This is a genomic window from Pseudomonas syringae pv. tagetis (assembly GCF_022557255.1).
Taxonomy (GTDB): domain Bacteria; phylum Pseudomonadota; class Gammaproteobacteria; order Pseudomonadales; family Pseudomonadaceae; genus Aquipseudomonas; species Aquipseudomonas caricapapayae.
Genome location: NZ_CP092923.1, coordinates 4,350,748 through 4,362,673 on the forward strand (window position 1 = coordinate 4,350,748; position 11,926 = coordinate 4,362,673).

The 11,926-nt window shown below is 57.1% G+C and carries 10 protein-coding genes; 3 read left to right on the top strand and 7 right to left on the bottom strand.

The window, feature by feature from the left end:
• Positions 1-40 precede the first annotated feature (40 nt).
• Both MME58_RS19325 and MME58_RS19330 read left to right on the top strand, forming a co-directional pair.
• Positions 41-1,258, top strand: a complete 1,218-nt coding sequence (locus MME58_RS19325) for an MFS transporter (protein WP_054987650.1) — start codon at positions 41-43, stop codon at positions 1,256-1,258.
• 284 nt (positions 1,259-1,542) lie between these two features.
• Positions 1,543-2,619 carry a diguanylate cyclase gene (locus tag MME58_RS19330; protein ID WP_054987639.1) on the top strand — a complete coding sequence of 359 codons (1,077 nt, stop codon included), beginning with the start codon at positions 1,543-1,545 and terminating at the stop codon, positions 2,617-2,619.
• A 266-nt stretch (positions 2,620-2,885) separates the two neighbouring features.
• On the opposite strand, the gene MME58_RS19335 is transcribed toward MME58_RS19330, so the two are convergent.
• The 4 genes from MME58_RS19335 to MME58_RS19350 all read right to left on the bottom strand — a co-directional run bounded on the left by MME58_RS19335 (position 2,886) and on the right by MME58_RS19350 (position 8,180).
• On the bottom strand, positions 2,886-3,605 hold the full coding sequence (locus MME58_RS19335; protein WP_055005920.1) for a hypothetical protein: 720 nt from the start codon (positions 3,603-3,605) through the stop codon (positions 2,886-2,888).
• Positions 3,606-3,789: 184 nt separating this feature from the next.
• Entirely contained in the window at positions 3,790-4,059 is a 270-nt protein-coding gene (locus tag MME58_RS19340) for a helix-turn-helix domain-containing protein (RefSeq protein WP_082427342.1), read from the bottom strand.
• 469 nt (positions 4,060-4,528) lie between these two features.
• Positions 4,529-5,845 carry an MFS transporter gene (locus MME58_RS19345; RefSeq protein WP_055005921.1) on the bottom strand — a complete coding sequence of 439 codons (1,317 nt, stop codon included), beginning with the start codon at positions 5,843-5,845 and terminating at the stop codon, positions 4,529-4,531.
• Between the two features lie 160 nt (positions 5,846-6,005).
• Positions 6,006-8,180: a TonB-dependent siderophore receptor gene (locus MME58_RS19350; RefSeq protein ID WP_055005922.1), complete on the bottom strand. Its 2,175-nt coding sequence runs from the start codon at positions 8,178-8,180 to the stop codon at positions 6,006-6,008.
• A 298-nt stretch (positions 8,181-8,478) separates the two neighbouring features.
• Between MME58_RS19350 and MME58_RS19355 the strand changes: the two genes are divergently transcribed.
• Positions 8,479-8,787 carry a PepSY domain-containing protein gene (locus tag MME58_RS19355; protein ID WP_054987635.1) on the top strand — a complete coding sequence of 103 codons (309 nt, stop codon included), beginning with the start codon at positions 8,479-8,481 and terminating at the stop codon, positions 8,785-8,787.
• A gap of 96 nt (positions 8,788-8,883) precedes the next feature.
• On the opposite strand, the gene MME58_RS19360 is transcribed toward MME58_RS19355, so the two are convergent.
• The 3 genes from MME58_RS19360 to MME58_RS19370 all read right to left on the bottom strand — a co-directional run bounded on the left by MME58_RS19360 (position 8,884) and on the right by MME58_RS19370 (position 11,871).
• Positions 8,884-10,047, bottom strand: coding sequence for a PQQ-dependent sugar dehydrogenase (locus tag MME58_RS19360; RefSeq protein WP_054987634.1), 1,164 nt, complete (start codon positions 10,045-10,047; stop codon positions 8,884-8,886).
• A gap of 61 nt (positions 10,048-10,108) precedes the next feature.
• Positions 10,109-10,429, bottom strand: coding sequence for a hypothetical protein (locus MME58_RS19365; RefSeq protein WP_054987633.1), 321 nt, complete (start codon positions 10,427-10,429; stop codon positions 10,109-10,111).
• 257 nt (positions 10,430-10,686) lie between these two features.
• Positions 10,687-11,871, bottom strand: a complete 1,185-nt coding sequence (locus MME58_RS19370; RefSeq protein ID WP_054987632.1) for a GAF domain-containing sensor histidine kinase — start codon at positions 11,869-11,871, stop codon at positions 10,687-10,689.
• Positions 11,872-11,926 lie beyond the last annotated feature (55 nt).

Below are 11,926 nucleotides of genomic sequence, written 5' to 3' on the forward strand. Positions count from 1 at the left end.
CAATAAGCTGGCGAACTTATTTTTCTATGGGTTTTGTACCATGCCTTCTCTGGAAACCGCCGCTTCCGGCACCACGAGCAAAAGCTCGACAGGTGCCGGCTTATCTATCGCGATTCTGGCACTGGCCGGCTTCGTGATCGTCACCACCGAATTTCTCATCATCGGACTGCTGCCTTCATTGGCCCGCGATCTGGGAATATCCATCTCGACTGCCGGTCTGCTGGTGACGCTTTTTGCGTTCACGGTAATGCTGTTTGGCCCACCGCTGACGGCCATGCTTTCACACCTGGACCGCAAGCGTACGTTCATCGTCATCCTGCTGATCTTCGCGGCCTCCAACGCTCTGGCTGCGGTATCCAGCAATATCTGGGTGCTGGCGCTGGCGCGCTTCATTCCGGCTCTGGCCTTGCCCGTGTTCTGGGGCACTGCAAGTGAAACCGCAAGCTTGCTGGCCGGGCCGAAACGCGCTGGCAAGGCTGTAGCGCAGGTGTACCTCGGTATTTCCGCCGCCATGCTGTTTGGCATCCCGCTGGGTACCGTATTTGCAGACGCCGTGGGCTGGCGTGGTGCGTTCTGGGCACTGACGCTGTTGTCTGCGCTGATGGCGGTGCTACTGGCGCTGTCCATGCCACGCCTTGAACCTACTGCAAAGGTAGGCCTCGCCGAGCAGGCAAAAATTCTGCGTGATCCGCTGTTCCTCGCCAACTTGCTGTTGTCCATCTTGCTGTTCACGGCCATGTTCGGTGCCTATACCTACCTGGCGGACACGCTGGAACGCATCGCAGGCATCGAATCGGCTCAAGTGGGCTGGTGGTTGATGGGCTTCGGCGCGGTCGGCCTGATCGGCAATGCGCTGGGTGGCCGTTATGTGGACCGCAGCCCGCTCGGCTCGACCATGGCGTTTGCGCTACTGCTGGCATTGGGTATGACGGCAAGCGTACCCGCCGCAGGCTCCATGCCGTTGCTGGCTGTGGTACTGGTGATCTGGGGCATTGCTCACACAGCGCTGTTTCCGATATGCCAGATCAGGGTCATGAAAGCTGCGCCTCAGGCGCAGGCACTGGCAGGCACCCTGAATGTTTCGGCTGCGAACGCCGGTATCGGCCTGGGATCGATCATTGGAGGCTTGACCATTGAACACTTGGGTCTGAATGCAGTGGGGTATGTTGCAGCCGTTGTTGCAGTGCTGGCCATCGCCGTTGCATGGATGACCGGGATTCAGAAAAACAAGGCAGGTGCGCAACCCGATCTGAGCTGATTTACAGAAGTCACCGGGCAGTGCCCCTGCAAGGATGCAACTACACTGCCCGGCTATTTCAACCTGCAGATGCCTGCATGTTTCGTCATATTTTTGAACCTGTTTTAACCCTGTATTTGTCAGTTAATTGACTCCATGACAGGCATCCTGCCCCAATGTGCAGCAAATTGACACATCACAGCAAAATGCTCTTCCCATGGCTCCGGCGAACGCTCAAACTCCAGCCTTTCGGTCCAGGGTGATTGTTTCTGGCCGATTCAAGAAGTTATGTTCGGTAAGGACCTATGAGCTCATATCACCGCAAGGGACTGGCATTCGCCAAGCGGATCTACGCGCCGAGAGCACTCGGTGTCAGCGTTGGCTTTATCACTGTCGCTGTGTCTTTGTATTACGTGAATGCTGCACACTGGCTCTGGTCGTTAGCCCTGCTCAATGCATTGATCTGGCCACATGTCGCTTACCGAATTGCGAAAAAATCGCACGAGCCCTATCAGGCTGAATGGCGCAATCTGCTTTTCGATTCGCTCATCGGTGGGTTCTGGATCGGTGCAATGGGCTTCAGTGCCGTCCCCAGCGTCACGGTCATCGCAATGATGGCCATGCATAACATGGCCGCCGCCGGACCGCGTCTGATGCTGCAAGGCTTGTGCGCTCAGGCACTCGGTGTGCTGATCTCGCTGGCCGTGCTCAACCCCGCCGTCAATCTGCATGGCAACATGGCGCAGATCTACGCCTGCCTCCCGGTTCTGGTCATCTACCCTATCTTCATCGGCTGGCTGAGCCATCAGGTCACACTGAAGCTCTGGGAGCATCGCAACATCCTGCGCAAAATAAGCCGCACCGACAGCCTGACGGGTCTGCTGAATCATGGCGCGTGGAAGGACCTGCTTGATCTGGAATACGCAAAGAGTCGCAAGCAGAGCCAGGAAGGCGTCATCGCATTGATCGACATTGATCACTTCAAGGTCATCAACGATACCTACGGCCACCTCATGGGCGACACGGTGCTGCAGAGCATCAGTGACGCACTGATAGAAAACCTGCGTGATTCCGATCTTATCGGACGTTGTGGCGGCGATGAGTTCTGCGTCATTCTGCCCGACACCAACCTGTCTCAAGCGAGGGAAATCCTTGAGCGCATGCGCCTGGCAATAGATGAAATGACCTACTCTCTGCAGCGCGATCTCAAGGTCAGCCTCAGTATCGGCATCGCCGCTTACACTCCAGAACTGCCCGATGCATCGTCATGGCTGCACGAGGCTGACAAGGCGCTGTACCTCGCCAAAAGCACCGGCCGCAACCGCGTGGCCAGCGCTCAGGATACACCGCCAGAGCTTCAGCCCCTGATTGCCGATGCCTGACCGGTCAACGCCTGTTCTCGAACAGTACGTCGAACAGGGATGAGAAGTTCTTGATGCCCATCGCCATCATGAACGAGTTGCGCATGTTTTCTCACAGGCTTTCCAGAATAAGTTCTTTTTAGTGCTGTACTTTTTTGCCCTCGGGCGTCCTGACGTTCACGCCTGATAAATCGGGAGAACAGCACTTGATTAACCATTTTAAATTTTCGCAACCTGCGTCAGGTACGAATACCTGACCGACCTTTCTACCGCCTCTGAATACGCGCTCAGTCAATAGAAAACTCAAGAGAGGACAGATTTTCCAACAGCCATTCAGGCGTATGTACTTCAAGCAGCGCGGCGACAGGCTGCTCCATGATCAACTTGCCGTAGAGGGTTTCTTCCTGCTCCAGATGAGCAAGCTGGACGGCGCGGTAATTGAGCGGATAGATGCTCTTTTCGATCGGCAGCAATCGGTCGAAGTGTTCGAGCAAGCCGTGGAAGACGATTCGCCGCTCGACAGTGTTGCGTGTCGTGGCAATAAGTTTGACGAAGTACTCGCTGTCCTGACGCCGCAGCGCTTCGCCAGCAGCGTAACGCTCGACCAGTGTGTGCAGCGATGCATCATCGAACACGATGCAGCACAGGTTTTCGCGCAACAGGCCTTTGAACGGGTTTTCGACCACTGGCCTGCGACCGTGCAAGCCCAGTATGAACTGCACAGCCTGCTCGGCCAGCCACTTACGTTTGCGCCCTTCGAGCCGCTCGACATCCTCGAGCAACGGTGCCTGACGTGCATGCGAGCGAACCTGTCGGCAGAGTTTGGCAAACAGGCCAACGGGCCCGGACAGTTTTTTCTGCTGCTCGGCAAGTTGCGCCACTGACAGTGCCGACTGACGGCTTGCCAGACGATGGAAGTCCGTTGTGAGATTCAAACCGGGCCGATGCGGATCCAGCCGCAATGACTGATCGGACTCAGACCGGCCCCGAACAAAACAAACAGTCATGATTGCTCCTTTTTTATTCTTTACGGTTTGTCGCAAGGACGAACTTTGGAAATCCCCTGTTCCGGACAGCCAGATAGCCGACCACCGGAAAGCAACCGTAGTGCACTGTTGATGTTATTGACCTTGGGACGCTATCCCGATAATGCTGATCGCCCTGATGAGATATAGGCTGTGACAAGACACATTATGGATGTACTGACTCGTTGCGCAATCCGACAGATGTAGGGGGTCGGTTACTCTTCCCCGGAAGCAATAAAGAAACACAACGCGCCATGAGCTCGGCACGTGTCTTTACGTGGTTTTTTCTGAGTAGCGAAGACACGTGATCGCGAACCGTATAGTCACTGATACGGAGCTGCCTGGCGATTTCCTTGTTCGTATAGCCCTGCAGCAACAGGCCAAGAACCTCTTGCTCTCTCATTGTCACCCCCATGCCACTTCCCCTTGCAATCATCTTGCCCTAAAGCAAATTTGTAGGATGTTTCTTACATTCGTCTTCCATGACCTAAAAAGTAAATCGGCACAGAAACCATTTTATTTAGTCTTGCTTTTTGCTAAAACGAATAGCAACCCATGCTTTACCAAAAGCAAGCCTGTAAGAAGAATCATCGATTATTAAAATACAGAAGAAATATCCTACAGCAAACACAGAAAAATTACGCTTATCAACTTATCGAGAGCATACTTAATCCGCCAGCCGAAGCACTTCTGAATCGGGGCAAGCAAGAGCAAACCAGATCAATAAACAAAGTAATAAAGAGGGACGCAAGATAGACTTGAGCAAACAGAATTACAATCACTTGTTACAATTGATAGCGCCTGACCGGAGGAACTTTCTTGATATGTTTCATTTTCGCAAACCGCCCACACAGGTAAGCGGCTGGTTGCGAGAAAGACGTGCGCCAGCAGAAACAGGCTTGATGCTATCCGCTTCGACCGGTTGCTAGGTCATCCACCATCACCCCCCGACGCAGGCCGAATACAGCAGCGGTCGTCAGCCCCACGCCCCCCATGATCAGGCTGTAGAGCACGCAAACCCAGATATTCCAAGGCATCAACGCGATCAGCAACAATGGCGTGGTACTCGCCCAAAAGGCGTAGGCGATGTTGTAAGTGAACGAGATGCCTGACACGCGAATGTTCGCCGGGAACAGTCCGACCATCACCGAAGGCACCACACCGACAATCCCGCACGCCAGCCCGGCCATGGCATAGGCGAAGCCCAATGGCATCCACTGCAGGATCAGGCTGGCGTAAAGCACGCCTATACCCAGCGGCAGCAGCAGGCTGTAGATCATGACACCGCGCCAGGCACCGATGCGGTCGACCAGCATGCCTGCCAGCACGCAACCGATATTGAGAAAGACGATACCGACAGCACTCAAGGCGAAAGTAGTGCTGGCGCTGATCCCGAAGCGCTGCTGCATGACGGTCGGGGTAATGACCACCAGCACGACCACGGCAGAGGTCAGCAAGAACGTCAGCAGCGCAGCAGGCAGCAGGGATTGGCGGTGATCGCGCAGGACCTGACCAAGTGGCAACGTCGGCAGGTTTTCGCGCTGGGCGTGCATGGCAATGAACACAGGCGTTTCATTCAGCCAGCGACGCAGCCAAACACCCACTACGCCGAATGCGCCGCCAAGCAGAAAAGGAATGCGCCATGCCCAGTCGAGGATTTCACCGGGGCTGAAGACCCTGGCCAGCCAGGTTGCGGTCAGCGCCCCGAGCAGGTATCCAAACGTCAGGCCCGCCTGTAGTACCCCCAGTGCATAGCCCCGATGCCCCTTGGGCGCGTGCTCTGCCACGAATACCCAGGCGCTCGGCACTTCACCGCCGACCGCGGCGCCCTGCAAAATGCGCAGCGCCAGCAATACCAGCGGTGCCCAGTAACCGATCTGTGCGTAGGTGGGCATGACGCCGATGAGCAGACAAGGCAGGGCCATCATCAGAATGCTCAGGCTGAATACTCGCTTGCGCCCCAGCCGGTCGGCGAAGTGCGCCATCAGAATCCCGCCCAGCGGACGCGCCAGATAGCCTGTCACGAAGATCCCGAAGCTTTGCAGCAGACGCAGCCACTCGGGCATGTCGGGCGGAAAAAACAGCTGGCTCAGCGTCAGGGCAAAGAATACGAAGATGATGAAATCGTAGATTTCCAGCGCGCCACCCAGCGCTGCAAGGCTCAGGGTCTTGTAGCCGGCGCGGGTGAAGGGTTGGGGAGTGGATTTAACGATGGCCGTCATGAAGCCCCCGATACATGGCTGAAAAAAGCGCCTGGCGCGCACAGGGCGCGAAGAATAGCAAAGCTTGCAGGCGCATGTATTGCCAGGTCCTGCCTGGGTTATCGGCCTGCTGCCTTGCTGCGGTAACCGGCGTGCTCAAGCTTCTGAAGCGGCAAATGCCTCAAAAATTGACCGATGCCGACAATCTCGCCGTTCTGGGAGCGCCCATGAACAGGTAATCGTCACCCAGGTACTCGCCAGCATCGCGCCAGTAGCGTTTGTCGAAGAGGTTGTCCACGGTCAGACGCAGGACAGTGTCGTAACCACCTATTTTTTGGCTGTAGCGACTGCCGATGTTGAACAACGCGTAGTCGTTGACCTGCACCGAGCCTTCACGGTCAGCATATTTGCTAGCGCTGTATTGAACGCCCCCCAGCAGCGCAAGCCCGGGAATCGGCAAGCTGTAGTCGGCCTGCAGGGTGCCACGGTAGCGGGGCACGTTGAGCGCCTGGTGATCGTCATAGGCCTCGGTGCCGCTGCCCTCGACCCGTGCCCGAATGGCCGCCGCACTGGCGGACACCTGCAGTCGATCAGTCAACCAGCCGCTTGCACCCAGCTCCAGCCCGGTATTTTTCTGCTCGCCCTGCTGAACGTAAGTAAATGTCCCGTCGTCGTTGGGCCTGGAATACTGGTAGGCCTGACGGGCCTGAAACACTGCGGCGGTCAGGCTCATGCGCTGCCAGTCATACTTGATGCCCGCTTCCAGTTGCCGGGATACGGTCGGTGCCAGAATTTCGCTGGCATTGGTGGTGAACCAAGCCGCCGTACCGCCCAGAGACAAGCCCTTGCTGTAGCTGGTGTAGAGCGAAAGATTGTCCACCGGCTTGTAGATCAATGCCGCCTGGGGCAGAAACACGTATCGCTCGGTGTGCCGTGCATCGCTGCCGTCCTCGGCGAAGGCCTGCTCGTCGAGCCGCACCTGACGCCCGCCCAGTGCGGTTTGCCATTGCTCGCTGAATTGGATCCGGTCGATGACGAACAGCCCGTACTGGCGGCTGTCCAGACGGCGCTCGGTATGTGGCAGCGCCAACGTCGAGGGTGCCACCTGCTCGGGCGACTCGTTGATGTTGCCTGACCCGACAAATTCGTTGAAGGTCCCGCGCGTGTCGACGGTGCGACGGTAGGCGCTGGTGCCGAAGGTAAGCTCATGTCCCAGTGATCCGGTGTTGAATGTACCGGACATGGCTGCTTCGACCTCATCGTTACGACGCGTGTCGTCCGGGCTGCGGAAGTCATAGATGTCATAACCACCCTCGGCACTGAAATGATTGGGCACCGCTTCAGCGGCGCAACTGGCCGAGCCATAACAGCCCCATGCAAAGGCGCTGTAGTCATCGATGACCACGCGGCTGCGCGACGCACTCAAGCGGCCCTTCCAGCTGTCGCTGAACCGGTATTCGAAACGCCCGTTCATATTCAGCGAGTCGATACCCACCGGGTTGGACCAGCGTTGATAGCCGAGCAATTGACGTGGTGAAGCGTCGTGAGGCAGCGCTGTGCCGCCGAGCAGTTGATAGCCGGGTACAGAGCGCTGTTCTTTGCTCTGGTATTCCACGTCCAGCTGCAGCAAGGCGCGCTCGCCGATGTTCCAGTCGAATGCCAGCGAAGCGAAATCGCGCTGGCCGTCGGCGTGCTCGACGTATGAGCGAATGTCTTCATGGGCAAGGTTGGCGCGCAGGCCGAACTGCTGTTCGCTGCCGAACCAGCCGCCGACATCGGTCGCGAGGTAGCGCTCGCCATGTTCATTGGTAGAGACCGTGACCGACCGGACGTCCTGTGCACGCTTGGTCTGATAGTTGATGACCCCGCCGGGCTCTGAAACGCCGCTCTGCAGCCCGGACAGGCCCTTGAGCAGCTCGACCTGCTGCTTGTTCTCCAGCGCCACATTCTGTTCACCGGCTATGCTGCGGCCGTTGATGCGATAGCTGTTGGCCGCGTTCAGCGAGAACCCGCGCACCACAAAGTTTTCGTAATAGCCCACCGGTGCATAACCGTCGCCGACCGAAGCATCGTTGCGCAGCACGTCGCTGAGAAGTTTTGCCTGACGATCCTTGATCAGCGCCTCGCTGAACACTGAAACCGAGGCAGGCGTGTCCAGCAGCGAAGCCTGATCGAACCCGAAAATCGACGCTTGACCCGCTTTATAGTCGCCGGCGCTTTCCTGCTCGCTGAACCCGGTCACATTGACGGCATCCAGATTGAGCGGCTCAGCGGCCAGCAGCGGCGACGCGACCGCCATGCCCAACGGCAACAGTCGCCAGGCGTGACGCATGACAGGTCGGTAGGGCGTACTCATCGATCGGACTCCGCAAGGACAGGTGCCTGGACAGACGCAGTGCACCTTCCGGCAGGGGGCAACCTTTTACGTTCACCGCCGGTTTTTTTCAACCTTTACGTGACGGTCTTTCTGAAAACGAATTGCACTGGAAAACTTTACTTACGCATCGGGCGATGAAGCCGCACGTAAAAACGCTGGGCAGCGAAATAATTAAGCGTGAATTAAGTAAGCGTGGCTAATCTGAATTCAACAAAATCGCTGAACCCTTCGGCGTGTCATGTATCTATTAAAACAGATCAATCAAAAGGAATACCCCATGAAACTCATGCCTGCCCTCTTCGCTGCTGTTGCCCTCACTGCTGCTGCCGGCGTAGCCCACGCCGATATCGGTCCCGACGAAGTAATACGCCTGTACAAATCCGGCACCGTAGGTGATTTCGAACAGTTCAATAAGCAGGCCCTGGCCGCACACCCTGGCTTCACGATCCACGATACCGAGCTGGACAAGACTGTGACCGGCCAACTCGTTTATCAGATTGAACTCAAAGGCCCCAATCGCGCTGAATGGAACTACGACGTCGATGCCAAGACAGGCAAAGTGGTGCGTAACGCTGAAGACCATTGATTTGCTAGCCGGATGCCGATATCGAATCCGCACCCCCGCATAAGAAAATTCCCACATAATTGTGGGAATTTTCGTTTCAAGTTCCTGACCTTTTATCTATTTGGCCAGCCCCACTTTCAACACACTTCCCTTGTCATCGTCCGTCAACACATACACGTAACCATCCGGCCCCTGACGCACATCACGGATACGCTGCTTCATGTCTTTCAACAGCCGTTCTTCATGAACAATCTTGTCACCGTCGAATTGCAGCCTGATCAATTCTTCCGTGGCCAGCGCGCCGATAAACAGGCTGTGATCCCAGGCCTTGAACAGGTTGTGGTCATAAAAGGCCATGCCGCTGAGGCCGGGTGACACTTCCCAGACCTGAAACGGTACTTTGGTGCCTTCGACAAACTTGCCCTTTGCTTCCGGAATCGGTTCGCCCGAATAGTTGATACCGTGGGTTGCAATCGGCCAGCCGTAATTCTGACCGCGCTCGATGATGTTCAACTCATCGCCACCCTTGGGGCCGTGCTCATTAGTCCACAATGTGCCGGTCCAGGGGTTGAGCGCTGCGCCTTGCTGGTTGCGATGGCCGTAGGACCAGATCTCGGGCCGGACGTTTTTCTGCCCGACGAAGGGGTTGTCTTTCGGCACGCTACCGTCCGGGTAGAGTCGTACGATCTTGCCTTGCAGCTTGTCCAGATCCTGTGCGGTGGGGCGATCGTTGTTCTCGCCCAGCGCGATAAACAGGTAACCGTCGCGATCAAAGACCATCCGCGCACCGAAGTGATTGCCTACCGACAGTTTCGGTTGCTGGCGGAAGATGACTTCGAAGTCTTCCAGACGGGTCATGTCTCTGGACAGGCGACCACGCCCCGCTGCAGTCCCGGCGGTGTCTCCTTCGGCGGCGGTCTTGCCGCTGCCCTCGGAGTACGTCAGGTAGACCATCCGGTCCTTGGCGAAGTCCGGCGAAAGTACCACGTCGAGCAGTCCTCCCTGCTTTCTTGCCCAGACCTGCGGCACACCGGAAAGCGGCGCGGACAGTTTGCCATCCGCCGACACAATACGCAGGTTACCGGAACGCTCCGTCACAAGAATACCCTGCTTGTCAGGCAGAAATGCCAATGCCCATGGATGATCCAGTCCTTCGGCAACCGGGGTGACCGTCACTGTGCCCAGTTCGCTTTTGTAGCTTTGCGCAGCGGCGCCTGCCGTCAGTGGCAGGCTCAGGATGGCAGCAGTGCAGCATGTGGCGATCAGGTTTTTTCTAAGCATGAGCGTTTCCTTATGCATTGAATCGACATCCCGTTGTAACCGGGTTCGCGTGGTTAAAGATTCAGTGGGGGCGTTTGGGGTCGGTTGTCGGTGTAGAGGGACGCGGGGCAGTCTGACGTGTGGGATACCCGTTGCCGATACCGCCGTTCTCCAGAGAAGGTTTGCGCACAGGCGGCGCAATATTGGGACCGGGGGCACGCGGCGTGATTGATTCGGTGCCCTGACGGCTGTTGGGATTGGAGCGCTTAATCGGGCTGTTGTAGGGGTTGCTGCTGGCGCTGTTGTCGAGGGTGCTGCCTGGCAGCGTTTGCGCCTGCGCAGCACCGATGCCACATGCAGCAACAAGTACGCCCCCTGCAAGACTTCGCAAAAAACTGTTCATCACTACCTCTTGGTAAAGGTGAAAACTCCGAAGGGAACCGTGAAGACTCAGGCCTTTGATGGCAACCGAGGCCTCAGGTTCGACCCGGCGGTGTCGATGAGCAAGCGAAGCGGTGTGAGAGTTTGTAACAAGGATGGTCAGAGCCCACGGCCAGCGGAATGCAAGCAGCCACAGGCTCGAGGTATTCGGCAAGCCAAGAAGTGATACGCCTGCAGGCTATGCGCCGTCACAGGCATCTGGTTGGCAAAGAAAGACCGTTACGCTGCCTTCACCGGCATGCTGAAGGTAAATACAGTACCGCGCTCTCGCGTCGAGCACACGTCAAGCGCACCGCCATGCGCCACGGCTATCTCGCTGGCGATATAAAGGCCCAGCCCAAGCCCGGCTTGCGGTTCGTCAGTGATGGGCCGTGAATACGGCAGGAACAGCTGCGAACGAACCGACTCGGGGATCGGCTCACCCTGATTGGTAACGCTGAGCAGAAACAGATTGCCGTGCACGCCCGCCGCCACCTCGACCGGGCTTTCTGGATCACCATGACTGATGGCGTTGGACACCAGATTGGACAGCAGTTGCGCGATCCGCTCGTGGTCGCAACGAATACGTTCCAGCGTCTTGATATCCGACCGAATCAGCCGGGACGGGTGAACACGCCGTATCTCCGACACCACATGCTCGAGCGTATCGTCCAGGCCGTGCGCCTCATGCATGCTGAGCGGAATGCCATGACCCATACGGCCACGGGCAAAATCGAGCACGTCATCGACCAGTTGCGAAGCGCGCTTGCCAGACGTCAGGATGTGTTGCACGACCTGCAAAGACTTTTCATCCAGCGGACGGCGCAGCAGCATTTCGGCACCGGCATTGATGGCAAACAGCGGATTGCGCAGGTCGTGTCCCAGCACGGCGATAAACTGCTCTCGCAGCTCAGCTACCTCACGCTCGGCCAGGAGGTCATCACGCACCTGCTGCAGATTTTCTTCTGCCTCGATCTGCAGGGCCAGGAGACGCGCGAACGATGTCATCATCGATTCGATGGGCGTGCCTGTCAGTCTGGCGGGTTTGGGGTCCAGCGCGCAAATGGTGCCGAAGAAGGTGCCATCGGAGAGAAAGATGGGCACCGAAATATAGCTCTGAAAGTTGTACAGACGCGGCGTATGGTGCGCGCAGAACAACGGATCCTCAGCGACATGATCAATCACCACGGCCTTGTGGGAGCTGCGAATCTCATGACAGATCGTACTGTGCAGTTCCAGCTCTGCGCCGGGTTTCAATCCGAAATCCAGTTTGTCCAGAACCGCACAGGCCGTCCAGGAGCTTTCGGTGACACGCGCCACGGCGGCAAAACCCAGACCGGTGGATTCGGTAATCACTTGCAGAATGGCAGGTACCGCGCTGATCCGGCTGATCGTGGTCACATCATTTGAAATGGATTGCCGCATGGGGAACCTGTTTTGGCCTCAGAGTGATAACACAGCGTTTAGTTTAGGTCTGTAA